Origin of the sequence: Mesorhizobium koreense (assembly GCF_031656215.1) — a bacterium.
Classification (GTDB): domain Bacteria; phylum Pseudomonadota; class Alphaproteobacteria; order Rhizobiales; family Rhizobiaceae; genus Mesorhizobium_L; species Mesorhizobium_L koreense.
Genome location: NZ_CP134228.1, coordinates 4781792 through 4806845 on the forward strand (window position 1 = coordinate 4781792; position 25054 = coordinate 4806845).

Genomic DNA, 25054 nt, shown 5'->3' on the forward strand with positions numbered 1-25054 from the left:
AAATCGGTTTCAAGACTCCGAGATTGAAGGATTGCGACCACCGCTTGACGGCCCGCCTGCCCTGCCGCATCAGGGGCCATGCGTGCCAATTACCGGATGCAGCGGCTCTACGTGCCGGACGACCTCGCCGAAGGACAGGCGGTCGAGCCGAGCCCGCAGCAGACGCACTACCTCCTCAACGTTCTGCGCCTTGGCGATGGCGCGGAAATCCTGACCTTCAACGGCCGTGACGGCGAATGGCGGATGACGCTGACGTCGGCCGGCAAGAAGAAGATCATGCTGACACCGGTCGAGCAGACACGCCCGCAGCCTCCCCTGCCCGGCCTTCTCTATTGTTTCGCGCCGCTGAAACAGGGCCGGCTCGACTATCTGGTCCAGAAGGCGGTGGAGATGGGTGCGGGCGTGCTGCAGCCCGTCATCACACAGCATACGCAGGTGACGAAACTCGGCATCGAGCGGCTGCAGGCCAATGCGATCGAAGCCGCCGAGCAGTGCGGCATCCTCGCCATCCCACAGGTCTGCGAACCGATGAAGCTGGAACGGCTGCTCGCAGACTGGGATGCGGCCCGGCGGCTGATCTTCTGCGACGAGGATGCCGGGACGGACAATCCGTTGTCGACGCTTCAAGCTATCGCTGAACACAAACTCGGCTTGCTGGTGGGGCCGGAAGGCGGCTTCTCCGATGCGGAGCGAAAGGAATTGCGCGCGCTGCCCTTCGTCACTGCCATCCCGCTCGGCCCACGCATATTGCGCGCCGACACGGCGGCGGTGGCCGCACTCGCAGTCGTGCAGGCAACCATCGGCGACTGGTGAAACCGGCAGGTCCCGGCGATCAAACCTTCTTCAGGCTGGGCCAAGATTTTTCGCTTGATCAAAGCGTTGCCCTTCGTCCATCAAGCGTCACCCGTGAAAGCGGCCGGCCGCAGGAGAGATATCCATGGCACGCGATACCACCGATTCCCGGCCGATCGAGAAGATCGACGATCTCGTCGCCGACATCGCCAAAGGCTGCAAGCCGCGCGAGAAATGGCGGATCGGCACCGAGCATGAGAAATTCCCGTTCTATGTCGACGGCAACGCGCCCGTTCCTTATCCCGGCGGGCGCGGCATCGAAGCGCTTCTGGAAGGAATGCGCGAAAAACTCGGCTGGGAACCTATCTTCGATGCCGGCAAACTGATCGGCCTCGGCGGGCCGACCGGCCAGGGCGCGATCAGCCTCGAACCCGGCGGGCAGTTCGAGCTTTCCGGCGCACCGCTGGAGACGATCCACCAGACCTGCCGCGAAGGCAACGCCCATCTGGCGCAATTGCGCGAGATCGCCGAGCCGCTCGGCATCCGCTTTCTCGGCCTTGGCGGCAGCCCGAAATGGACGCTTGCCGAAACGCCGCGCATGCCGAAATCGCGCTACGACATCATGACCGCTTATATGCCGAAGGTCGGCACGCAAGGTCTCGACATGATGTACCGCACCTGCACGATCCAGGTGAATCTCGACTTCGAGAGCGAGGCGGACATGCGCCGCAAGATGCAGGTCGGCCTGAAGCTGCAGCCGCTCGCCACCGCGCTTTTCGCAAACTCGCCCTTCACGGACGGCAGGCCGAACGGACTGCAATCCTGGCGCGGCGACATCTGGCGCGACACCGACAACCAGCGCTCGGGCCTCAAGGAATTCTGCTTCGCGGCGGATTTCGGCTTTGCCGACTATGTCGAATGGGCGCTCGACGTGCCGATGTATTTCGTCATCCGCGGCGGCCGCTACCACGACATGACGCACATGACCTTCCGTCAGTTCATGGACGGCGCGGCACGCAACGAGGTGCCCGACGGCGAGGCGACGATGGGCGACTGGACCAATCACCTTTCAACCCTCTTTCCGGATGTCAGGCTGAAGCGCTTCCTGGAGATGCGCGGGGCGGACGGCGGCCCATGGCGGCGCATCTGCGCCCTGCCGGCCTTATGGGTTGGGCTGCTCTACGACGGAGAGGCACTCGACCAGATCGACGCGCTGACGGCGAACTGGACCTACGAGGAAACCCGCGCCATGCGCGACGCCGTGCCGAAGGAAGGGCTCAACGTCACGATGCGCAATTCCTCGCTGCGCGAAATCGCACGCGAGGTGCTCGGCATCTCGCGGCTCGGGCTCCTGAACCGCCGCCGGCTGAACAGCGACGGGTTCGACGAGACGCATTATCTCGCGCCGCTGGAAGAAGTCGTGGCGCGCGGCACGACCAGCGCCGAAGATATGGTGCGCGCCTATCACACGCGGTGGGGCGGCTCGATCGAACCTGTCTTCATGGAACAGGCGTATTGAGGGCGTCCTCGCTCAATATTCCAGCTTCGGATACCAGTCCGTGCCGCGACCTTCCGGCGTGGTGTCGAGCACGTTCCACAGAATCGCGAAGTCCGGCGCTCCACGCGGATCCTGGCCGGGATCGGACATGTCCCCCGTCATCTCCCCACCCCAGAAATGGCGGATCGTGCCGTCACGGCGCGTGAACACGTTGTAGGCCGGAATCTCCGAGCCATCGGGCAGAACGCCGAAATAGTCGCGCGAGTAGTTGCCGTTGAGATCGGTGTAAAGCGGCAGGTCCAGCCAGCCACGCTCTTTCTTCCAGGCTTTCAGCCGCTCCATCGGCGAACCAGCAACGACGGCGAGCGCGACCTTCTGCATGATGTCGGCGGCGTTGCCTTCCATCGTGTTCAAAAGATTGGTGCACATCGGACACGGTCGCTCACGCATTGCTCCGAACATGAAACTGTAGACAATGAGCGTGTCCTTGCTGCCGAACAGGCCGGCGAAATCGGCCTTTCCCTTCTCGCCTTCAAAACGGTAATCGCCGATCACCTCGCCGCCCGGCGGCAGCGCCCGGCGCTGGGCCGCCACCCGCTCCAGATGGCGGCGCAATTCGATCTCCTCGGCAAGAAGCACGGTGCGTGCGGCGCGGTATTCGGCACTTTCGTTCGGGAAACGGACCGGACCACTATGGGCAAGTTCTTCGGCGGGAATAAGTTTTTCGGACATTTCGACCTCCGGAATCTACTGGGACCCGCCAGAGGACGAATGGGACACGCCAAAACCGACAGCGCATGAGCGAATTATGGCATCCGTCACTTCGGGAATGCGTCGGCCCTTCTGGCCCAATCGAATGGCGTTGTCATTGGCCTACGGACTGCTAGAGGCGAATGACGATCCGCAGGCGTCCGGCGAGGCCAGGTGTTCACCTCCGACAATCAACGCGCTTCGCTGTTCATGGTGCTGGCAATGGCAGCCTTCACCATCAACGACACGATCGTCAAGTTCGCATCGGAATCCATCAATGTCGGGCAGGTCATGTTTGTGCGCGGCCTGTTCGCGACGCTCCTTGTCCTGCTGCTCGCCTGGCAGCAGCGGCTACTCAGCAATACAAGCAGCCTTCTTCACCCGATGGTCTGGCTCAGGATGACGGGCGAAATCGGCGGTACGGTGACCTATGTCATAGCGCTGGCGCATCTGCCGCTGCCCAACGTGGCGGCAATTTTTCAGGCGCTTCCGCTGGCGGTGACCATGGGCGCGGCCCTGTTCTTCGGCGAAGCGGTCGGCAGGCGTCGATGGATCGCCATCGCCATCGGCTTCCTCGGTACGCTGATCATCGTCCGGCCCGGCACGGAAGGTTTTGATGCCTTCTCGCTGCTCGTCCTTCTCTGTGTCGCATTCTGCGCGGTGCGCGATCTCGCGACCAGGCGCATCCCGAACGAGGTTCCGACCCTACTCGTTTCTTCCGTCACCGCATTTACGATCGCGATTTGCGGAGCGATCCTCATGCTACCGATGGGCGGCTGGTCGCCGATGGAGCCGGGCTTGATAGGGCTGCTCTTCGCGTGCGCCAGCTTCATGCTGGCCGGCTATATCTTCATCATCAAGGCGATGCGCACCGGCGAAGTCTCGGCGGTGGCGCCGTTTCGCTACACGACGCTGATCTGGGCCTTCGCGCTCGGTTTCCTGGTCTTCGGCAATGTGCCGGACCTCTACATGCTGGTCGGCGGAGCCGTCATCGCCGGTTCGGGCCTCTATACGCTCTACCGCGAGCGGCTGGTGTCGAAAAAGCGCGTGGCGGCGGAGACCGTGGTTTCGCCGACCATGGCGCCGACGGCGCGACACTATCGTCGCCTCCGCCAGTGAGGCGACAGGACATCACCCTTTCACGCCGCCCGCCGTCAGACCGGCGACGATGCGGCGCTGGAAGACAAGCACCAGGACGATCAGCGGAACGGTGACGATGACCGACGCCGCCATGATGCGGCCCCAGGGCACCTCGAAGGACGACGCACCGGAGAGAAGCGCGATCGCCACCGGGACGGTACGCTGGGTATCGGTCGAGATGAAGGTGAGAGCGAAGAGGAATTCGTTCCATGCCGCTATGAAGGCGAGCAGGCCCGTTGTCACCATCGCCGGCCACAGCATCGGGATGAAGATGCGCGTGACGATGGCGAAGGGCGATGCGCCGTCCATGATTGCCGCCTCCTCGATGCCCGTCGGCAAGTCGCGCATGAAGGCGGCCAGCACCCAGATCGTGAAGGGCAGCGTGAAGATCAGATAGGCGAAAACGAGCGACCACAGCGAATTATAGAGCCGGAAGGCGCTCACCATCTCGAACAACCCGGCAAGCACGGCGACCTGCGGGAACATCGAGACGGACAGGATGGTGAAGAGAAGCAGCCGCCGGCCGCGAAACCGAATGCGCGCCAGCGCATAGGACGCGGTAACGCCGAGCGACAGCGACAGCGCAACGGTCGCCGCCGCGACGATCAGCGAATTCAATATGTTGCGGGCGAAATGGCCGGTGCCGAGCACAGAAACGTAATTGGCGAGCGAGAAGGAGGACGGCCAGTAGTCGACGTGGAAGATAGCCTGGCCCGATTTGAACGAGGTGACGACCGCGTAATAGAACGGGAAGACGGATTCGAGCACGATCCCCGCCACGAGCAGGTAGAAGGCGACGACGCGGATCGGCCGCGGCACCCTCATCGCCGTTCCTCCGGGTTCAGGTGGCCGAGGCGGATGAAGAGGATGGTCACGAGAGCGATGACGAGGAAAAGCAGCGTCGAGGCCGCCGAACCGTAGGCGAATTTGTCGAAATAGAAGAGGTTCTGGCGCGCGAAGACCGACATGGTCTGCGTATGCTCATTGTCGGGCGTGAGCACGTAGATCAGATCGAAGACACGCAGCGCATCGAGCGTGCGGAAGATCATGGCGACCAGCATGGCGGGCCGGATAAGCGGCAGGGTGATCTTCCAGAACACCTTGACGGGGTGGACGCCGTCCACCCGCGCCGCTTCGTAGATATCGGCAGGCAGCATCTGAAGCCCGGCGAGGATGAGCAGCGCCATGAAGGGCGTCGATTTCCAGATGTCGACGATCAGCACGGCCGCGAGCGCCGTATCGGGCGAGGCCGTCCAGGCTACGGGATGGGAAAGGATGCCGAGCCTCATCAACAGGTCGTTGAGGATGCCGAACTGGTCGTTCAGCATCCATGCCCACATCTTGGCCGAGACGATGGTCGGCACCGCCCAGGGCACGAGCACGGCGGCGCGGACAATGCCTCTGCCCCGGAATTCGGCATTCAGCACCAGCGCGATGATCGTGCCGAAGACCGTCTCGAAGAAAACGGAGATGGCGGCGAATTTCAGCGTGTTCCAGACGGCCGCCCACCAGAGCGGATCGACCAGGAGGCCGGACATATAGCGCCGGCCGCTCTCCAGCGTCAGCACGTGGAAATAGTTACGGAAACCGACGAATTTCGCGGCATCGAGATTGTCGAGCGAGGCGTCGGTGAGGCCGAACCAGATCGTGCGGGCAAGCGGCCAGGCGGCGATGGCGGCAAGCACGATCAGCATCGGCGCAAGGAACAGAATCGCGGCCGTGCCACGGCGACGGGCGAAGCGTGCGAAGGCGGAGCGCCCAAGGGGAGAACTCTTCGCGGGCGCGGCCGGCATCTACCAGCCTCCCCCCTTCAGGTCGGTCAACTGCGCCTTGAGAAGTTCGAGATTGGCGGCCGCGGAGCCCTCGCCGGAAAGCGTGTTGTGGACGGCGGTCCAGAAATCGGAGGAGACTTCGTTGTATTTCGATCCCGTCGCCGCCGTCGGCCGCGCAACGGCGCTTTCCAGCACCTTCTTCCAGCGCGGGATGATCGGCTGCTTCTCGGCGATCTCCGCATCGTTATAGAGAGAACGCAATGTCGGCAGGCGCGAACTCTTGAGCGCGCGGTATTTCTGCGCATGCGCCGAGGCCAGGAAAAGCGCCAGTTGGATGGCCGCCTTCGGGTGCCTCGAATATTTCGAGACGGCGAGCGCCCAGCCGCCGAGCGTCGCGGCGGGCTCTCCGCCCTTCCCTGCTGGTAACGGCACGGCATCGAACTTGCCCTTGATCGGCGAATCCTCGCCGTTTCCAAGTGCATAGGCATAGGGCCAGTTGCGCATGAATACGGCGTTACCGGTCTGCCAGACGCCGCGCGATTCCTCTTCCTGATAGGCAAGCACACCCGGCGGCGCGATGGTGCCGATCCATGATTTCGCCTGCAGAAGCGCCTTTTCGGCTTTCGGATTATCGACGGAGACCGTGCCATCCGGCTCGACGACATGGCCGCCGCCATGCGACGCGATCCATTCGAGCGCGTTGCAGGTCAGACCTTCATAGGCCGCGCCCTGAAAGACGAAGCCCCACATCGTCGGGTTACCGGCCTTGCGCTCGCCTTCCATGACCGCCTTCGCGGTCGCAGCCATGTCGGCCCAATTCTTCGGCACTTCCTTGCCGTATTTGTCGAGCAGATCCTTGCGGTAGTAGAGGGCCGGCGCGTCCGCGAACATGGGCAGGGCCACGAGCCGCCTGTCGACGGTCTGCGAATCGAGGATCGTCTTGAATTCGTCGGGCGCGATCTTCTGCGCATAGGGCGCCAGATCGATGAATTGCGCGGCAAGCTGCGGCGCCCAGATGATGTCGGTCTGGTAGACATCGACATCGGCGTCACGGGCGGCGAGCCACAGGCGGTATTGCGCGAACTGATCCGTCGATGAGGACGGCATGGTAACGATATCGACGCTGTGTCCGGTCTTCTCGTGAAACTCCGCGAGCAGCGCCCGCATGTCGTTCAGATCGTTGCCGACCGATCCGGTGACGATCGAAAGCTCCGCCGCGCGGCTCGCCGCAATAGGAATTGTTGCGGCCAAAAGAAGCGTGGCGAGCGTTTTGGTCCAGTTCACCTGTCCTCTCCCGGCATCCTCCTCGTGACGTGGCTACTCTGCATGCCCTTCACTTAGGGCAAAGGTCTGAGAGGGCGACCGGTAGGCGGGCGGGCGGAATTGGAATAGGCTTTCACCAGAATAGCGAAACTGACTGGAGGACCGAGCCATGCTTCCCCTGTTCGACATGATCGCCAATGCGCAGAACGGCAACGGCATCGAGGCGCTGTCGCGCCAGTTCGGCCTTTCGCAGCAGCAGACGCAGGCAGCCTTGCAGGCGCTGATGCCGGCCTTCAGCCAGGGCCTGAAACGCAATGCGTCGGACCCCTACGGCATGGCGGATTTCATGAAGGCCATGGCGAGCGGCCAGCACGCCAAATATTTCGAGGACGCGGCACGCGCCAACTCGCCGGAAGGCGTGGCCGAGGGGAACGGCATTCTTGGCCATCTGTTCGGCTCAAAGGATCTGAGCAATGCCGTCACCAGCCAGGCGGCCCAGATGACCGGCATCGGCCAGAACATCCTTGCCCAGATGCTGCCCGTCATCGCCTCGATGGTCATGGGCGGGCTGTTCAAGCAGTCCACCGGCCAGATGCCAGGCTCCGGCTCCAGCGCGAACGCCGGCGGCGGGCTCCTCGGCCAGATCATGGAGCAGATGATGCGCGGCGGTATGGGCGGCGCAACGAGCCCGCAGGCCTCGGCACCGGGCGGCGGTGCAGGGGCCGAAAACCCCTTCGGCAAGATACTGGAAGGCATGTTCGGCGGCGCGGCCGGACAAGCAGGCTCCGGCGGGATGGGCGACATGGCCGGCAATCCGTGGGGCAAGATGCTGGAGGACATGCTGGGCGGCGGACAGGGAGCCCAGCCTTCTCCGCAGCCGACGCCCCGGTCCTCGCCCGAGCCCCAGGCCAACCCAAGCGGCCGACCGCGCAATCCTTACGACGATCTCTTCGGCAAGATGTTCGAGGCCGGCAGCGACGTCCGCGACGAGCACGAGAAGGCGATGGGTTCGATCTTCGACCAGTTCATGAAAGGCATGGACCGGCGGGTGTGAGGCTGGCCTGCCGCAGCATTTTGCAGCCGGACGGAGTCGGCTGGTGTCGCGCAAATGCGGCAAGGGAAGCCAAGCTGGAGCAGCGGGGGTCGCGTTCGTCGGAACCGCCGGTGCCCCATGCGACCGTCGCGGTGGTCGCCGCGGCCAACGACGTAGACGGTTCTCGGCATCGCACGAAATGACAGCTTCCCGGTTGGTCTGACTGCCGTATCGCTCATGTGCCATTTGCCGCTCACCGCGCGCTTACTTCGGCTGAAACGCTTCAGCAGCAGCGGCGAGAAGAGGACGGCCTGGCCGTGGACCGCGCCTCGCTCGAATGTGTGCCGTTGACGCAGTGGCAAGAGCCGCATAACCAAGGGAACCGAAGCGCTCCCCTCACGTCTGTTCCGCAATGAAAGACCATCCGTGCTTGCCCTGGTCCGAGTGGGAATTCGGCCTCACGGCGGCGCCAGAAGCATGCAGGAAATGAGTTCGCAGCCAGAAATCCGCACGACCGAACGCGCCCGCGATGCGGCAGAGGCAACCGAACCCGTCCGCCGCGGCATGGTGTTCGCTATCGTGGCCCTCACGCTCCTGATGATGTCGATTGATTCGACGATCGTTGCCACGGTGCTCCATTCCTTGCAGCAAGGGCTCGGAACAACGGTCAACTGGGCCGGATGGACCCTTACGGCATATTCCTTCGGCTTCGTGGTCATGCTGCCGATCAGCGGCAGGCTGAGCGAGCAATATGGCCGCCGCAGGGTCTTTATCGGCTCAGTCGTCACCTTCACCCTGGCGTCGCTGTTTTGCGGCCTGGCCGACAGCATCTTTGCGCTCATCGCGCTTCGCGCGCTGCAGGCGATCGGCGGAGCGGGCTTCACACCCTCGGCAACCGGTATCATCGTCGATCATTTTGGCGATGCGCGGGATCGTGCGGTCAGCCTGTTCGGCAGCGTCTTTCCGATTGGCGCGATGGTCGGGCCGATCTTCGGTGGCCTGTTCGTTTCCTATTGGACATGGAGGGTCGCGTTCCTGGTCAACGTTCCGATCGGGATCGCCGTCATCATACTGGCATTGCGTTACATACCGCGCGACCTGCCTCGGCGGCAGAAGACACGTTTCGGCATGGACCTCCCAGGCATGTTGCTGCTTGGCAGCGGATTGCTCGCGGCCATGCTTGCCGTGACCTATCTCGGGGAGGATAACACGAGTGTGTGGTCGCCGGCATTCGCCGCACCGCTGGCAATCGCGATCATCGCCACAGGGCTGTTCTTTCGGCACATCGACCGCTCCACCCACCCGTTTGTCTCGCCGCAACTGATTCACGGGCCGAATTTCGGGGCCGTCAACCTCGTCAATATGATTTTCGGCGGCATCACCATCGGGGTGGTAGCACTTATCCCGCTCTATGCCGCCAATCGCTATGGGATCGGTCCGCTCGACGCTGGCACCTTGCTGATCGCGCAGGGGATCGCGACCATAATGATGTCGGTCACGATGGCGCTGGCGCTGCGTCGCACCGGCCATCGACCACCGATCTTTGCCGGCGGTATCGTTATTGCTATCGGAACGGTTCTGCTGGCCTTCAGACCGGCATTCGGCATCCCGCCCTATGCATGGCTGGCTGGCGCGGCATTCCTCATCGGCGCCGGCCTGGGGACAATCAATCCGGCAAGCCGTAATGCCGGGCTTCAACTGGCGCCCAAGCAGGCCTCGACCCTGGCCGCGCTCCGCACCCTTTCCCTGCAGACGGGGTCGATCGTCACGATCTCGACTACCACCGCGATCCTCGCCGGATCCACCGATCCCGGCAACGTTCAGGCCTGGGTCTATACCGTGGCGGCTCTGCTGCTTGTCGCGGCGCTACCGCTTATTTCCCGCGTTCCAGAGCATCACGGCTCCTGGTGAGGCGGGAGCAGGCGTCGTAGCCGGGTGCCATCGTCCTCTGCTCGCAGATCGAATGGTTCGGCGCCGGATGATCGGCAGGTACGGGCAATTCGCCGGCGAGGTGCCGATCCTGCAATCCTCTATCGGAACGACGAGCGAACAGGCATGAACAGAAAGCGCCGGGATTGCTCCCAGCGCCTCCCTGTCAATTCAGAACCACCGGGGCGGCCCTGATGTTGACGGTCCGAAATGACTGCTCTTTTGCAAAAGCATCGTCTTCCGGAACCGCTCCCGCGCTGCCCGAAGGCTTCGCAGGGCGCACCATCGAAGGACTACCGGCCCTTCATGGCAGCATCGGTCCAACGCCAGCGTTTGCAACCGCTTTTCGTCGGCTCCCGCCGGTCTCCGGCTGCGCATCCTCCGGCGAACCTTCGGATGCCCTTCCGGGGCGGGTCCCTGGAACTCCCGAGGTTCGATCCGCCGACCAAACGAACCATCCATCGGGACCTGAGATGATTGAAGGCTAACCCGGAGAGCGGGCGATGCCAATTACCGCGCGCCTGTGGAAAACGTGGTTAACGGGCAAAACTCGATAAAAAAAGCCCGGCCCTTGGAGGGCCGGGCAGCGAGCAGGCAACCGGTGGGAGCCGGTAGGGGAGTGAGATGCCTGCGATACGGATTAGCGGACGTGTCGATACTCCGCTCAGCAAACCTGGCGCGCGGCATCTTCGCGGGCGGACGCGATCGAGCCCAGACGAGCGGTCGGATCGATGCCGAGCGGCGAGCGCACGGCGATATGCAGATCGGAGCGGGTGAGGCCGATATCGGCCAGTTCGATGTCCGTCATGGCGCCGAGGCGATAGATTTCGCGGCGGTTTTTCAGCGCGCGGGCGAAGGCGAAGAAACGCTGGAGGACGCGCACGAAGATCACCGGGCGCGATGAAGCGGTCATCGGCAGGGCGGCGTGTTCGAGCGTCGTCATTTCATTTCTCCTTCTGTGTAGCAACGCCAATGATCTGCAGGAAGCGCCGGGAGGATGCGCATATCCGCGATCGTTCGCGCCTTTCGGTGGACCATCAAACTATGCCACCGACCTATTGATTAGTCGAACGAATGTTTTTAATCTTTAGCATCAACTATTCTGATGGGAATTCGCGATGGCCACGCCGCTCGATCTCGACCAGCTCCAGACCTTCATCGCCATTGCCGACACAGGCAGCTTCACCAAGGCGGCCGATGGCGTGCACCGGACGCAATCCGCCGTCTCCATGCAGATGCGGCGGCTGGAAGAGCGCATCGGCAAGCCACTCTTCGAGAAGGAAGGCCGCACCAACAAGCTGACGGACGAAGGCGAAAAGCTGCTCGTCTATGCGCGCCGCCTGATGCAGCTCAACCGCGAGACACTCGCAGCCTTCGACGACGCCCAGCTCGAAGGGCATATCCGCATCGGCACGCCGGACGATTATGCCGACCGCTTCCTGCCCGAGATCATGGCGCGCTTCGGGCGCTCCAACCCGAGAGTGGAACTTTCAGTCATCTGCGAGCCGAGCCCCAACCTCGATGCGCTTATCCGGCGCGGCGCGCTCGACATCGCGCTCGTCACACAGAACGACGAGGTCCGGCATTCCGAAGTCGTACGGCGAGAGCCGCTTCTGTGGGTCTGTTCCGCCAACCATTCGACGCATGAGGCCGAAGTACTGCCGATGGCCTTCGGCCGGCCGGGCTGCATCTGGCGGCAAGCGGCGTGCGAGATGCTGGAAAGCAAGGGACAAGACTATCGCGTGCTCTTCACCAGTTGGTCGGCGACGGTGGTGGCTGCGGCCGTGCTGTCGGGGCTCGCCATCTCGGTCCTGCCGGAATGCGCGCTCCGGCCAGGCATGCGCGTGCTCGGCGAGGCGGACGGATTCGGCAGGCTGCCGGATTGCCAGATCGGCATCATGCGCGGCCATACCGGCCATACCGAGATCGTCGAAGCGCTGGCGCGGCATATCGCGGAAAGCCTCGACAACATCTCCGTGCCGGCGCCGGACGAGACCGGCAGCTTCGATTTCGCCGCCTTCGCCGCGGCGCGCGGGCGGCGGCTGAAGCCAAGCCACATCCTGCCGGGGTGGTAGGGTTGACGGCGGCCGGGGACCTTCCTCCAATACGCCCATGCCTGAGACCGTGAGCACCGATTCGAAATCGAACGCGGCGGAATTCACCGTCAGCGAGATTTCCGTCGCGCTTAGGCGCACGGTGGAGGACGCATTCGGCTACGTGCGTGTGCGCGGGGAAATCTCCGGTTACCGCGGGCCGCATTCCTCCGGCCATGCCTATTTCGCGCTGAAAGACGACCGGGCGCGGCTGGAAGCCTGCATCTGGAAAGGTACGTTCTCGCGGCTCAAGATCCGACCCGAGGAGGGGATGGAGGTCGTCGCCACCGGCAAGCTGACCACCTATCCCGGCTCATCCAAATACCAGATCGTCATCGACGGTATCGAGCCGGCCGGCGCCGGCGCGCTGATGGCGCTTCTGGAGGAGCGCAAGCGGCGGCTCGCCGCTGAAGGCCTGTTCGATCAATCGCGCAAGCGGCCCCTGCCCTTCATGCCGCGCGTGATCGGCGTGGTGACCTCGCCGACCGGCGCGGTCATCCGCGACATCATCCACCGCATCGACGACCGCTTCCCGCTCACCATCGTGGTGTGGCCGGTGCGTGTCCAGGGGGAGACGACCGGCGCGGAGGTCTCGGCCGCGATCACAGGGTTCAACCGGCTGGCATCAGGCGGGCCGATCCCGCGCCCGGACGTGCTGATCGTGGCGCGCGGCGGCGGCAGCCTCGAAGACCTCTGGGGCTTCAACGACGAGGCGGTGGCGCGTGCAGCGGCAGCCTCCGCGATCCCACTGATCTCGGCGGTCGGGCACGAGACCGACTGGACGCTGATCGATTTCGTCGCCGATGTCCGCGCGCCGACGCCGACGGGAGCTGCCGAGCTTGCCGTGCCGGTGAAAGCCGAACTCGAGGCGCGCATCGCCAATCTGTCGGCCCGGCTGCAAGGCGCGGTGCTGCGCGCCTCCGATCGCAAGCGGCATGCATTGAGGGCCGCGTCGCGCGCGCTCCCCTCCGCCGACCAGCTTCTGGCGCTGCCGCGCCGCCGCTTCGACGAGGCGGCGAGCCGGCTCGGGCGGGCGCTGACGGCGAATACGGAAAAGAAACGCGCGCGCTATCGCGGCCTCAGGCTGTCACCTTCCCTGCTCGCGAGGCGCGTGGCCGACGCGAGGGCGCGCACCGACCGCGCGGCCGACCGACTCCCCAACGTGTTTCTGGCGCTTGTGAGGCTCTGCCGCTCACGCTTCGACCGCGACGCGGCGCGTGTATCGCCCGTCGCGCTCATCCGGCGCAGGAAGATGTTGGCCGAGACGGTGTCGGCGCTTGGCCGGCGCGCCGATCAGGCGGTCAACCTCGCGCGGGATCGAAGGCGCGTCCGGCTGGCGCAGGCATGGCGGCTGGCCGACACGCTCTCCCATCACTCGGTGCTGGCGCGCGGCTTCGCGGTCGTGAAGAACGCGGAAGGAAGGATCGTGAAACGGGCCGCTTCCGTCTCCGCCGGCGACGTTCTCGACATCGAATTCGCCGACGGCAAGGTCGCTGCGGTCGCCGGCGGCGGCACGGTACGGCCGAAGCCGGCGCCCCGCGGCAAGCCCGGCAGCGGACAGGGTTCGCTTTTTTAGGAACCGGTCGGGACTCGGGTTTCGAGCATGGCGTGCGAGAAGCAAAACCCCGCCGCCTCAGCCTGTAAAGGCTTCAGCGACGGGGCAGCCACCTGAGACGCCGCCCGTGACGGCGCCTCTCAACGGACGGGAGCCGAGGAAGTTCCCGGCAGCATTCCAAACGGCCGATAGCACCGCCTGCCGGCAGCTATCTGCGCCAATGATGACGATCGTGATGGTGTCGCCGGTTGTCGTGATGACGCCAGTGCCGGTGATGCGGGCGGTGCCATTCACGATAGTAGTAGGGCTGATACCAGCCATAGTGGCGATAGTGATGATACCGGCGATTGGGCACGCAGCGACCCCATCTGTTGAGATGCCAGCCGCGGCCGCAGCCGTCACGGACCCTGACCAGCGGCATGCCGTCGGAATGGACCGTCACCATCGGCATCGCGCTAACCGGAGCCGATACTACAAATCCGGCGCCGAAAGCGCCCGCGGCGACGATCGCCGCCATTGCGTATTTGCGAAACATAGGACTTCTCCTCGTCTTCCTTCGACAAGAGTCTTCCCTTCGGCGCGGAAATGATCGCGGCGGAAAGCAGTTCCCTTCGGCCCTTCAAGAATTGTTGCCGTTGAAAGCTGCGGTGATGGGGTGTCGGGGGCGAGGGCGGCGGCGACCGGCTGGCCGTCCGTTTACCGGGTTAACAGAGAGCGCAGCGAACGCTTAACTGATTTCGCCCATGCTCTTGCGCAGGCGGCCGGGCATCTGCGAGAGTATCATGATGAACCCCCGCAAAGCACGCCAGTGGCGAAACGCCCTTGTCCTGCAAGCAGCCGTGGCCGCCCTCTTCCTGCCGTTCGTCGTCAGCCTGGCAATGATGTTCTTTCTTGCCGGGCACGAGGATCGCCCGATCCGGACGGTAGACCGGACCATGACAAGCTCCACGAGATAGCCGTGGAAATCCGATAGCGGCGGGATGATACGGTCGGTGGCGCTCAGGATCAGCGCGATCGGCGCCAATCGGCAATCATTTCGACCACATCGAAGGTGTCTGCTGGAGGACTGAACAGGTGTCGCATGAGACCGTCGAGCATGGCCGCGGCGGCCGCCATCGACACGGCGGCGCCAGCGAGGACAGGCAGAAGCAGCGGCTGGGGAATCATATCGGCGATGCCGGCGCTGACCAGCACCATGACGGCAAGGCCGTGCAGTAGATAGATCGAAAGCGAGCGCTCGCCGAACCATTCGAGCAGCGGCGAACTGACCGGCAACAGGGCGCAGAAGCCCAGCACGCCGGCCAGGCTCAACGACAGCACCAAAAGCCGGCCGAGACCGGGATAGGCAAGGAAGGGCGGCGCGCTGTCGTAATCGTGGCTGCCGGTCAGCGCGGAACCGTCGAGGCCATTCAGCCACCATACCGCCACGATCAGCATGGAGAGCCCGAACAGGCACGAAAACGCGAGGCGGTGGCGCCTGGTCAGTGCCACCAGCGGCAGGCCGTAGAGGTGCCCGAGCACGAAGAATGGCAGGAAATAGATGGTGCGGGCCGCGCTAAGCGCATAGCCGACAGCGTCGTCATACCCGACGAAGACCGCCGCGAGCAGCGCCACCGCGAGCCCGGCGGGCGAGGCGAACAGCGGCAACAGGATGCGCCAGCCGATCAGGCTGGCGATGAACCAGAGCAGCCAATAGGGCGTGAAGGGCGAGTAGCTGTACCAGTCGGTGAGCTGGCCAACGCCGAGATAGATGAACTGAAAGACCACGAGCGGGAGGAACAGCGTCCACACGATCTTCTGGTAATCCAGGCTTTTCAGCGTCTCGCGCGCGAAGATGCCGGACAGGAACACGAACAGCGGCATGTGGAAGCTGTAGATGCCTGTATAGAGCATCTGTAGCAGGATCGAGTGCGTGGAGGGCTTCTCGATCAGGTGGCCGAAGACGACGAGCAGGATGCCTGCTCCCTTCAACGCGTCGATATGACCGTAGCGGCCGCTCCTTGATGAATTCATTCCGTAGTCACTGCATGCACTGCTCACGCCTCGGAGTTAGTGCATCGCAACGCGATTCCCACACGCCCAGCACGCGCAAGGCATTGTCGCGTTGCCGGTTGCGGCCAGCCTCGGAAGCCGCAATCCCGGCCATTTCATGCATTGCGGCCTCTGCCGGTGGCCAACTCGCGGGGCGATCAAAAAGGATAAAAGCGCGGCCTCGAATGTGACCTGCTACGGGTTGACCCGACCGTCCGGTGCCATCCTCTAGACCACGACGACTCGATTGGATGCAGAATAACGGGCGCACGGCGCAGCATGTCGTCCCGGCGAGACTGCGCGATTGTATTAGCCGATAGGGTACGATCTGCCGGTGCTTGCCGCATACCCATTCCTTGAAAGCGCGATCGTCTGAACACGCCCGTCTGCATAAAGATAGGGCAGCAGCACAGTCGTTCCTTGTCGGTCCGCCCCATGTATGGTTTCCTGTAGTAGGGCTTGCAGACCGAGGAACCAGCATGAGGCTTGTTCTCGCAGCCGCAATGACCCTGTGCCTGACACCGACCGCATCGGCTCAGGATTATCCTGGTTCGTTCCTGGGAGCCGAGAGCTACGGGCGACAGCTTGAGCGCTCACAAGGGTCTGCCGGCACGCATCGGCCGACACGCCGCCAAAGACAGAGCCACATGGCCGCACGGCCATCACAGGCTCGCATGAACGAACTCATGCGTCGGCTCAAGCCGGAATATGAGCGCCGGGTCGAACGCGACGGCAGCGTTAGCGCGAACAGATGGCTGCAACGCACCGCCTATCGAATGGGCCTCCAAGAAGGTCGCGGCGCCCGCCGCTGACGTTTCCGTCCTTATAAGCTGAGAGCCGGCAATGGATTACCGAACAGCAAGCGCACTCGATCTTACCACCATCTTCCGGGACCTGTCCCTTCGCATCGCCGACCAATACTCGGCCGCGGGCCTCAACATCGAGGACGCAAAAGACGAATTCCTGATGAGCCTGAAAGAAGGACGGGCTCACACTCTGCTGCAGGACGGGAAACCGCTTGCCATCGTCGCATGGCGGGAGATCGGCGATACGGCGCAAACCGCATTCGCGGCCCACGAAAGCTTCTTTTCCCGCTCGACCGTTCGTTTCTGCAAACAGCACATCAGGCGCATACAGGCCTTGTGCGGAAATCTGCCGGTTGATTCCTATAGCTGGTCCAGTCGACCCGAGGTGGCGAAATGGTTTCGGGTTCTGGGTTTTCGAGAGCGGGAACGCGGTAACGGCTTCATCATCTTCCAACTCGACCCGGTGTGATTTTCCCTCGTCCGCCGGACATGCCCGCTGCGCTGAAGCCAAGGTGACAAAGAAGCTGCCCGGCGGCATCGACGACTGAAATCAAGCGTATGATGGCAGGCGAAGCTGCTGCCTAGTAACCCCCGCCGCCACCTCCCCCGCCCATACCACCGGTTCCGGCGCCGCCGCTCCCGACACCGCTCGTGGTGTCCGATGGAGATTGCTGCATTCCGTTGCTGGTCGTGCAGCCTGCGACGCCAGCCATGATCAAAATCAGGATAGCGATCGTCGTGTGTCTGAACATCGGATTGTCTCCTTCCCTGGCCCAACCCGCACCGAAGAAGAACAATCTCGCGCCTGCATTTCTTCCATCACTGTTAAGTGAAGAGGCGGCCCGGTCGGCCGCCGGATCGGATGGATTATTCCGCCTCGCGGGGTGTTGTCCTTCCTGCATGTTCGCCAGTCCGCGTGCGGAAGGATCGTTCCCATGCTCAAGATTTCGTTGGCTGTCGCGCTTTTGCTTGCGACTGCGATTTCCGCCAGGTCCGACAAATTGTCCAGCCTTCACGGCCAATACATGATCGCACCGTCCTCTCGCATCGCCTTCTCTGTGGCTCAGCTTGGTGGCGGCGGCATCGCCGGCACCTTCTCGGACTTTTCCGGCACGTTCGATCTGCACCCCGACGACATTGCAAGATCGAGTGTGACTTTCTCGCTCGAGCCGGCCAGCGTGAAGGCCGCCGAACCGCGTGTCGAGAACTTCCTGCGCTCCTCGGCCGTTTTCGATGCAGCCGCCTACCCGGTGATCACCTTCCGTTCGACCGGGATCCATCCGGAGGGTGGCGATCGCGCGATCGTCGAAGGATCGCTCACCGCACGCGGTGTCTCGCGCCGCGAAACATTCAAGGCCACCCTGACCGGTCGACAAGGACGAACAGTCGCCTTCCACGTCGTGGGCGACATATTGCGCTCGTCTTACGGCATGGATGTCGGCACGCCGATCTATTCCAACGTCGCTCACTTTGACATGGTTCTGAAGGGCGAACGGAAATAACCGACCGGCGGGATTATTTGTTGCCGACCGGTGTTCTCTTCCCCGCGGACATAAGGTTCGCATCAACGATGAGGAAGAGGGTCCAGATCATGCGTTCTCTCATACTGGCTGCCGCCATGCTGGCAACCGCAATACCGCTCGCCCATGCCGACGACTATGCCGCCGGCGCGATCAAATCGTCGGATACCGCCAAGGGCGAGGTTCTCACCAATGCCGACGGTATGACGCTCTACACTTTCGACAAGGATGCGGCCGGCAAGTCGAACTGCTACGATCAATGCGCGACGAAATGGCCGCCACTGGCCGCCGCCGCCAACGCCAAGGCAGATGGCGATTACACCTTGGTGAAACGGAAGGACGGCAGCATGCAGTGGGCCTATAATGGCCGGCCGCTCTACCTTTGGCAGAAGGACAAGAAGCCGGGCGATGTCACCGGCGATGGTGTCGGCGGGGTCTGGCACGTCGCCAAGGAATAGCCGATGGCGCAAATCCTGGACGAGATCGAAGGCTGCGTCCCAGCGCTCCGCCGCTATGCGCGCGCGTTGACCCACAATGCCGACCATGCCGACGATCTCGTTCAGGATTGCCTGGAACGGGCGATCCGCAAGCGCGGCTTGTGGCGCCCATCGGGTTCGGTCCGTTCCTGGATGTTCCGGATCCTCCTGAACATCCATCGCAACGATCTGAGGCGAATGCGCCGGGCGCCCGTTTCTCTCCCGCTCGATATCCTGCCGGGCGATCCTGCCGGCCCCGATGCACAACCGGGCCGGTTGGCGCTGGCCGAGACCGCACGGGCGATGCAGGCACTGCCGCTCGATCAGCGCGAAGCGCTCCTTCTCGTCGCCGTGGAAGAGATGAGCTATGCCGAGGCAGCATCGACGCTGTCCATTCCTGTCGGCACGCTGATGTCGCGGCTGGCGCGGGGGCGGACTGCCCTGCGCCAGATGACGGAAGCGGGCGCACCAAAGCTGAGGTCCGTGAAATGAACCGCGAGCAGCGCAAGATCACCGAATACGATCTGCACGCCTATGCGGACGGCGTGCTGGAAGAGGCAGCACGCGCGGCAGTCGAGGCCCATATCCAGCAGAATCCCTCAGCGGCAGAGGACGTGGCCTGCTGGCGGCGTCAGAACGAAGCCCTGCGGACGCTTTACGGCAATGTCGCGGCCGAGCCTGCGCCACCCCGTCTTGGCGCCTATCGCATCGAGCGGGAAAGCCGGATGAAAGCAGGCCATTGGCTTCGGATGGCCGCCGCCGCCGTACTGCTGGTTGCGGCAGGCGGTAGCGCCGGCTGGTACGGACGCAGCGTTCTTGTCCCACCCGCGCCCGCGCCGCTCCAACAGAGTCTGGTCGACGAAGCGATGGAAGCGCACCGGATCTATTCCAGCGAAGTGGTCCATCCCGTCGAAGTACGCGCCAGCGAGAAGGACCACCTTCGGGCATGGCTGTCGAAGCGCCTCGACCGCACGCTTATCGTTCCTGACCTGAGAGCGGAAGGACTCACCCTCGTCGGTGGGCGGCTCTTGCCTGCGGCAGGCGGGCCTGCCGCCCAGTTCATGTATGAAGACGATACCGGCCATCGGGTGACGCTCTATATCGTTCCAGCGAAAGAAGGCCGGGAAACCTCATTCCGCTATGCCACGCTCGACCGGCTGGAAGCATTCTTCTGGACCGATGAGACGATAAGTTGCGCGCTTGTCGGTCAATTACCACGCGACCGGCTGCATGAGATCGCCACGCAGACATACAAGCAACTGGGCTAGGCATCGCCACGTGACGTAACAGCCGGGAAACCTTCGGCTTCGTGGCGATCATCTTTCACTGGACGATCGCGCTGCTTTTCTCTGGCCAGATTTTATCGGGGCTCCATGCCGTTTCGGCTCGATCGAGATTCGCATGGAAGCCTTTGAAAAGATTGGTACGGTTGGGTGGGCTCGAACCACCGACCTCCGGATCCACAATCCGGCGCTCTAACCAACTGAGCTACAACCGCATGCCGCAGCCGCGACGCGCGCGAAGCCGACGCCCGGGTCAATAAAAGCAAAGCCGAGTTTTTTCAAGGCCAATCGCCAAGGCTTCGGCGACCCTTTCCGGGGGCAAGGAAAAAGCGGGCAAAGAAAAAGGCCGGGGGAGGACCGGCCTTTAAACCGCGGCTTTCAGCTCATAGAGCGTCGGAGCCGCCACTCCGCGCGGCGGGAGGATACCGCGCGAAGGAACGCTTGATAACGCGTTACGCGACCTTCAGTTCCTTGAAGGACTTCTCGAAGATGTCCTTGACCGGCTTCACGACCTCTTCCGTGGCCTTGGCCGACGCGGACTGCAGTTCCTTCGCCTGGTTGACGGCCAGCTCGACGCGCTTGCGGAGGTAGGAGGTCTGCAGCTCGAACAGCTCCGAAACGGAAGCGACGCCGACCAGCGCCTCGAGATGGGCGAAATCGGTCTCGGCGTTGGCGCGGAGAGCGGCGATGGTCTTCAGCGACAGGTCGCTGCCGGCCGACTTGGCCGTCTCGAAGCTCGTCTCAAGCGCCTTCTGGGCGTTCTCGGTGCCGGTCTTGAACTTGGCATAGGCTTCCTTCGACTGCTCGACGCCCTTCTCGGTGAAGGCGCGGAACTGGTCGGTCGCCTTGCTCGCGTCGAAGCTCGGGAATTCGATGGTTTCGCTTACTTTCTCGGTCTTGGCCATGAAACTCGTCCTTTCGTGTTGCTCTCGCCTGATCTTGGCTGATCCTGCTCCGGGACGACACTGGATCGGCCTTCGGGGCGGCATTGGGGCCGGCGCTTGCTCCTGGCCAGCATATAGGCACAGTTTTTGTGCATTGCAACATTTTTTTTGCAATGCAGCATTCGAGCCGCGTTAACCACATGACCGAAAAAGGATTTTGACGGCTCCGCCTCTTTGTGGACGCGGTTGCGCGTTCCACTTATTAACGGAATATTAGCCAAACTGCGGGAGCAGATCCGGGTCAGCTTATGGGATCGAGCCAGTATTCCTTCATGGACATCGTGGTTCTGGATGAAATCCGGAGCCGCTTCGCCGATGGCGACGCGCTGGTCGTGCTGTCGGCCGATCTCGGCGAGGTGCTTTGGGCGAACGGGCCCGGCGCGCGACTCTTCGGCTATCGCGATATCGGCAGTATCATCGGTGCGCCCCCCAAGATGGGCCTGCCCGCCGAGCGCCAGATATCGTCGACGCCGGGCTATCCGCATATCGGTCGCGACCGGTCGATAGCCGTCCGCATCACCAACGGCTTCACCAGCCATGTCGTTCGCCCGCTCGCCTCCTGCATCGCCATGCCGGACGGCGAGAGGGCGATCCTGCTTGCCGTACCGGCCAGCGAAGGGCCTTCCGCAGACGCCGGCGTACGAGCCAAGCGCGCGATCGAGGGCTTTGGCGGAGAAGGTCAGTTCACGGCACTGGTGGACGGCGAAGGTAAGATCGTGGCCGCCTCGCCGGATTTCGCGTCTCTGGCGATCGGCGAGGCGACGCTTCTCGGCCTCATTCGGGAGGTGCAGGGCCCGGAGCGTCTGGCGAAGCGGCGCATTCCGGTCCGCACCCTCATGATGCCGGCCGGCATGGCGCGGCTGACCGACGAACCGGCAACACATCTCATCGTCGTCGTGGACGATAGCGAGGAGGCCGAGGAACCGAGGACCGAAGCGGCTGACACGCAGGCGCCCGAACCCGGGTCGACGCCGGCCGCTACGGAACCTCTCGAAGCTGCCGATCCGGCCGACGAAGCGACCGCAGCCGAAGACAAGCCGACAACGTCCGGAGATGCGCCAGCCGCTGAGAAGGCAACCGAGGACAAGGCGGTCCAGCATGGTTCGGTCGACCGCTGGTATTTCCTTCACGACGAGGAAAATAAGCGAGAACCGGAGGCTGCGCCGGTCGTGGACCAATCCGGCGAACCGGCTGCGGAGCCCGCCGCGACGATGTCCCCGCCGCGCCAGGCGGACCTTGGCACGACGCCGGTGAAATTCGTCTGGCGCACGGGCGCCGACGGCTGCTTCACGTCCATCTCGGATGAATTCGCAGCAGCGCTCGGCGATGCTTCGGCCGACATCGTCGGTCGCCCGTTCGTGGAAGTCGCGCAGGCGTTCGGTTTCGACACGGATGGCGAGATCGCCGGCCTGCTCGAACGGCGCGACACATGGTCGGGCCGCTCTGTCCTGTGGCCGGTCATCGGCGCGGACATGCGCGTGCCTGTCGATCTTGCCGCGCTGCCGATCTATGGGCGCGACCGCAACTTCGAAGGGTTCCGTGGCTTCGGGGTCGCGCGCACGGCCGATGCGGTGGCGGCACCAGCGCCGGAACCGGCCGCGTCGCAAGCCGAGGAGGCAGCAGCGGGCGGAGGCAAACCACCCTCGCCCGAAATCAACGAAGACGAGGCCGCCGCACCGGCGGCGGAAGAGACTGCAAAGGAAAAGGCCGATCCTTTCCAGGGTGAGATTCCCGCACTCGCCATCGTCCCGAAGCCGGAACGGCGCTACAGCGACAAGATCATCCGCCTGGCCGAGCACCGGCCGGCGGCTCCCACCGAGGACGGCCTGTCGCAGACGGAACGCAACGCCTTCCGCGAGATCGGCGCCCGCCTCAGGAAGGACAGCGAGAAGCGCCGCGACGCGGAGCAGCCTCATGAGGCCCCTGAAAAGAGCGTCGCTGAAAAAGAAACCGACGCCGACAAGGTTTTGCCGATCGTACGGGAAAGTTTCGGCAAGCGCGACTGGCTGAAATTCTCGGAACCGCAAACCGGGCAATCCGGCGCCGACACCGAAGATGCGCCGACATCGGCGGAGGCCAGCAGCACCCCGGATGACGCGGAAGCAGCCGAAAAAGCCGGCGCGCCCGAAAGTCTTCCGCCGGAATCCCCACCGGGCGAAGCCGGCGACACCGTGAGTACGATGGAAGCGGCGAACACCGACGCCGAGGATATGCCCATCCCTTCCGACGCCGCCATGGACGATGGCGTGAAGACGACGGTCGCCGGCGATGAAACCGGGACGTCAGGGGATTCCAGTCAACGAACCACGAAAGCCAGCGAGGAGACGGACGCCACCGAAGACGGCGCCCCCGCCAAGGAGCAGAAAGCAGCGGTCGAGCAAGAGCCGGTAATTCCTTCTGCTTTCGTGTCTCCCGATTTTGTCGCGGAGGAGGCCGCCGCGCAGCCTCGCCTTTATCAGGCTATCCTGTCTAAGCTGCCGACGCCGGTGCTCGTCCATTCCGGCGACGAACTGCATTATGCCAATGACGAATTCCTGCGCCTGACCGGCTATCCGTCTCTCGAGGCGATCCGCTCCGCCGGTGGGCTGGGCGAGCTTTTCGCCGACCCTTATGACGCCGAAGGCGAGGCCGGCGGCCGCAAGCTCTGCCTCAGGACGGCATCCGGCGACACAAGGCCGGTCGAGGCGCTCCTGCAATCGGTGCCGTGGAAGAGCGGCAAGGCGCTGATGCTGGCGCTCCGCCCGGTTGCGCAGCCGGCCGAGCAGGAAACATCGGCGGAAATCCGGCAATTTCCTCTCCCCCAGACCGCGTCTGAAACGAAGAGCGACGCCGAAACGAAGAGCAGCCCCGAAGCGCGGGTCGAGGAGCTCCGGGCCATCATCGACACGGCGACTGACGGTGTGGTGCTCATATCGCCGGAAGGGACAATACGCTCGATCAGCCGGCCGGCCGAGGCTCTTTTCGGCTTCGACAGCGACGAGGTCGCCGGCAAGCAGTTTGCCGCACTTTTCGCCATCGAAAGCCAGCGCGCCGCACAGGATTATTTGAACGGGCTGTCGGACAACGGCGTCGCCAGCGTGCTGAATGACGGGCGCGAGGTCATCGGGCGCGAGGCGCAGGGCCGCTTCATCCCGCTCTTCATGACGATCGGCCGCCTGCCCGGCGACAACGGGTTCTGCGCCGTGCTGCGCGACGTCACCCAATGGAAACGCGCCGAGGAAGAACTGACACAGGCGCGGTCGCAGGCGGAGGTCGCGTCCTCGCAGAAGACGGAATTCCTGGCGCGCGTCAGCCACGAGATCCGTACGCCGCTCAACGCCATTATCGGCTTCTCGGAGTTGATGATCGACGAGAAATTCGGGCCGGTCGGCAACGACCGTTACCGCGACTACCTGCGCGATATCAATCGCTCGGGCAGCCACGTCCTCGACCTCGTCAACGATTTGCTCGACATATCCAAGATCGAGGCGGGCGAACAGGAGATGAACTACGAGGCGGTGTCGCTCAACGACACGCTCGCCGAGACTGTCGCCATGATGCAGCCGCAGGCCAACCGCGAGCGCGTCATCATCCGCTCGAGCTTCCCTTCCCGGCTGCCGGAAGTCGTGGCCGATTTGCGCAGCGTCAGGCAGATCGCGCTCAACCTCCTGTCGAATGCCGTCCGCTATACGCAGGCCGGCGGACAGGTGATCGTCTCGACCTCCTACGAGACGAACGGCGACATCGTCATGCGCGTGCGCGATACCGGGGTCGGCATGAGCCAGCCGGAGATCGAACAGGCGATGAAGCCGTTCAAGCAGGTCAATACGCTGAGGCGGCCACGCGGGGACGGCACCGGGCTTGGCCTGCCGCTGACCAAGGCGATGGTGGAGGCGAACCGTGCCCGCTTCTCAATCAGTTCCACGCCGGGCGCCGGAACGCTGGTGGAAGTCACCTTCCCGTCGACCCGCGTCCTGGCGGATTGACAACACAACGCCGCAGCCATTTCTGCGTTCCGCCGCACAAGAAAAAGGCGCCTGCGAAGGCGCCTAAGATAGAATGCTGTCACAATGGGGTATGGGGCGAATTCAGCCTCGGGGACCGTTCCATTGGCGGACTTATCCCCAAGTCACCCGCGACTATCGGCATCATTTGTTAATAGATACTTACCTGCCCGAAAGAAATCTTAC

23 protein-coding genes and 1 tRNA gene are annotated in these 25054 nt (G+C 63.6%); 13 read left to right on the forward strand and 11 right to left on the reverse strand.

The window, feature by feature from the left end:
• Window positions 1-78: 78 nt before the first annotated feature.
• Entirely contained in the window at window positions 79-813 is a 735-nt protein-coding gene (locus tag RBH77_RS22785; RefSeq protein ID WP_311029857.1) for a 16S rRNA (uracil(1498)-N(3))-methyltransferase, read from the forward strand.
• 124 nt (window positions 814-937) lie between these two features.
• Window positions 938-2311, forward strand: coding sequence for a glutamate--cysteine ligase (locus RBH77_RS22790; RefSeq protein WP_311029858.1), 1374 nt, complete (start codon window positions 938-940; stop codon window positions 2309-2311).
• A gap of 12 nt (window positions 2312-2323) precedes the next feature.
• On the opposite strand, the gene RBH77_RS22795 is transcribed toward RBH77_RS22790, so the two are convergent.
• Complete coding sequence (locus tag RBH77_RS22795) at window positions 2324-3022, reverse strand: DUF899 family protein (protein WP_311029859.1); 699 nt, start codon at window positions 3020-3022, stop codon at window positions 2324-2326.
• A gap of 192 nt (window positions 3023-3214) precedes the next feature.
• Here RBH77_RS22795 and RBH77_RS22800 point away from each other — a divergent pair, with 192 nt between their 5' ends.
• On the forward strand, window positions 3215-4159 hold the full coding sequence (locus RBH77_RS22800) for a DMT family transporter (RefSeq protein ID WP_311029860.1): 945 nt from the start codon (window positions 3215-3217) through the stop codon (window positions 4157-4159).
• Window positions 4160-4171: 12 nt separating this feature from the next.
• On the opposite strand, the gene RBH77_RS22805 is transcribed toward RBH77_RS22800, so the two are convergent.
• From RBH77_RS22805 to RBH77_RS22815, 3 genes are all read right to left on the reverse strand, one after another.
• On the reverse strand, window positions 4172-5005 hold the full coding sequence (locus RBH77_RS22805) for a carbohydrate ABC transporter permease (protein WP_371832812.1): 834 nt from the start codon (window positions 5003-5005) through the stop codon (window positions 4172-4174).
• On the reverse strand, window positions 5002-5874 hold the full coding sequence (locus RBH77_RS22810) for a carbohydrate ABC transporter permease (protein WP_311032659.1): 873 nt from the start codon (window positions 5872-5874) through the stop codon (window positions 5002-5004). Before RBH77_RS22810 ends, RBH77_RS22805 begins: the two co-directional genes overlap by 4 nt.
• Window positions 5875-5973: 99 nt before the next feature.
• On the reverse strand, window positions 5974-7236 hold the full coding sequence (locus RBH77_RS22815; protein ID WP_311029861.1) for an ABC transporter substrate-binding protein: 1263 nt from the start codon (window positions 7234-7236) through the stop codon (window positions 5974-5976).
• Between the two features lie 148 nt (window positions 7237-7384).
• Between RBH77_RS22815 and RBH77_RS22820 the strand changes: the two genes are divergently transcribed.
• Window positions 7385-8269 carry a DUF937 domain-containing protein gene (locus RBH77_RS22820; protein ID WP_311029862.1) on the forward strand — a complete coding sequence of 295 codons (885 nt, stop codon included), beginning with the start codon at window positions 7385-7387 and terminating at the stop codon, window positions 8267-8269.
• Between the two features lie 465 nt (window positions 8270-8734).
• Window positions 8735-10159: an MFS transporter gene (locus RBH77_RS22825; protein WP_311029863.1), complete on the forward strand. Its 1425-nt coding sequence runs from the start codon at window positions 8735-8737 to the stop codon at window positions 10157-10159.
• Window positions 10160-10841: 682 nt separating this feature from the next.
• On the opposite strand, the gene RBH77_RS22830 is transcribed toward RBH77_RS22825, so the two are convergent.
• Window positions 10842-11120 (reverse strand): YjiS-like domain-containing protein, encoded by a 279-nt coding sequence (locus RBH77_RS22830; RefSeq protein ID WP_311029864.1) that lies wholly within the window; start codon window positions 11118-11120, stop codon window positions 10842-10844.
• 175 nt (window positions 11121-11295) lie between these two features.
• Here RBH77_RS22830 and RBH77_RS22835 point away from each other — a divergent pair, with 175 nt between their 5' ends.
• Window positions 11296-12252, forward strand: coding sequence for a LysR substrate-binding domain-containing protein (locus RBH77_RS22835; RefSeq protein WP_311029865.1), 957 nt, complete (start codon window positions 11296-11298; stop codon window positions 12250-12252).
• Between the two features lie 37 nt (window positions 12253-12289).
• On the forward strand, window positions 12290-13846 hold the full coding sequence (gene xseA, locus RBH77_RS22840; RefSeq protein ID WP_311029866.1) for an exodeoxyribonuclease VII large subunit: 1557 nt from the start codon (window positions 12290-12292) through the stop codon (window positions 13844-13846).
• Between the two features lie 187 nt (window positions 13847-14033).
• Here xseA and RBH77_RS22845 read toward each other — a convergent pair whose 3' ends face one another.
• From RBH77_RS22845 to RBH77_RS22855, 3 genes are all read right to left on the reverse strand, one after another.
• Window positions 14034-14360, reverse strand: a complete 327-nt coding sequence (locus RBH77_RS22845; RefSeq protein WP_311029867.1) for a GCG_CRPN prefix-to-repeats domain-containing protein — start codon at window positions 14358-14360, stop codon at window positions 14034-14036.
• Window positions 14361-14552: 192 nt separating this feature from the next.
• Window positions 14553-14849 (reverse strand): hypothetical protein, encoded by a 297-nt coding sequence (locus tag RBH77_RS22850; protein ID WP_311029868.1) that lies wholly within the window; start codon window positions 14847-14849, stop codon window positions 14553-14555.
• Complete coding sequence (locus RBH77_RS22855; RefSeq protein WP_311029869.1) at window positions 14831-15838, reverse strand: acyltransferase family protein; 1008 nt, start codon at window positions 15836-15838, stop codon at window positions 14831-14833. The genes RBH77_RS22850 and RBH77_RS22855 overlap by 19 nt, the downstream gene beginning before the upstream one ends.
• Window positions 15839-16699: 861 nt before the next feature.
• Here RBH77_RS22855 and RBH77_RS22860 point away from each other — a divergent pair.
• Complete coding sequence (locus RBH77_RS22860; protein WP_311029870.1) at window positions 16700-17131, forward strand: hypothetical protein; 432 nt, start codon at window positions 16700-16702, stop codon at window positions 17129-17131.
• A gap of 112 nt (window positions 17132-17243) precedes the next feature.
• On the opposite strand, the gene RBH77_RS22865 is transcribed toward RBH77_RS22860, so the two are convergent.
• Entirely contained in the window at window positions 17244-17414 is a 171-nt protein-coding gene (locus RBH77_RS22865; protein ID WP_311029871.1) for a hypothetical protein, read from the reverse strand.
• Between the two features lie 183 nt (window positions 17415-17597).
• Here RBH77_RS22865 and RBH77_RS22870 point away from each other — a divergent pair, with 183 nt between their 5' ends.
• The 4 genes from RBH77_RS22870 (at window position 17598) to RBH77_RS22885 (ending at window position 19926) form a co-directional block, all read left to right on the forward strand.
• Window positions 17598-18164, forward strand: a complete 567-nt coding sequence (locus RBH77_RS22870; protein ID WP_311029872.1) for a YceI family protein — start codon at window positions 17598-17600, stop codon at window positions 18162-18164.
• 89 nt (window positions 18165-18253) lie between these two features.
• Window positions 18254-18640: a COG4315 family predicted lipoprotein gene (locus tag RBH77_RS22875; protein ID WP_311029873.1), complete on the forward strand. Its 387-nt coding sequence runs from the start codon at window positions 18254-18256 to the stop codon at window positions 18638-18640.
• A gap of 3 nt (window positions 18641-18643) precedes the next feature.
• Window positions 18644-19150 (forward strand): sigma-70 family RNA polymerase sigma factor, encoded by a 507-nt coding sequence (locus tag RBH77_RS22880; RefSeq protein WP_311029874.1) that lies wholly within the window; start codon window positions 18644-18646, stop codon window positions 19148-19150.
• Window positions 19147-19926 carry an anti-sigma factor family protein gene (locus tag RBH77_RS22885; RefSeq protein ID WP_311029876.1) on the forward strand — a complete coding sequence of 260 codons (780 nt, stop codon included), beginning with the start codon at window positions 19147-19149 and terminating at the stop codon, window positions 19924-19926. The genes RBH77_RS22880 and RBH77_RS22885 overlap by 4 nt, the downstream gene beginning before the upstream one ends.
• Window positions 19927-20079: 153 nt before the next feature.
• Here the strand turns inward: RBH77_RS22885 and RBH77_RS22890 are convergent.
• Both RBH77_RS22890 and RBH77_RS22895 read right to left on the reverse strand, forming a co-directional pair.
• Window positions 20080-20156, reverse strand: a tRNA-His gene (locus tag RBH77_RS22890).
• Between the two features lie 237 nt (window positions 20157-20393).
• Window positions 20394-20846, reverse strand: coding sequence for a phasin (locus RBH77_RS22895; RefSeq protein WP_311029877.1), 453 nt, complete (start codon window positions 20844-20846; stop codon window positions 20394-20396).
• A 287-nt stretch (window positions 20847-21133) separates the two neighbouring features.
• Here RBH77_RS22895 and RBH77_RS22900 point away from each other — a divergent pair, with 287 nt between their 5' ends.
• Window positions 21134-24850, forward strand: a complete 3717-nt coding sequence (locus tag RBH77_RS22900; protein WP_311029879.1) for a PAS domain S-box protein — start codon at window positions 21134-21136, stop codon at window positions 24848-24850.
• Window positions 24851-25054 lie beyond the last annotated feature (204 nt).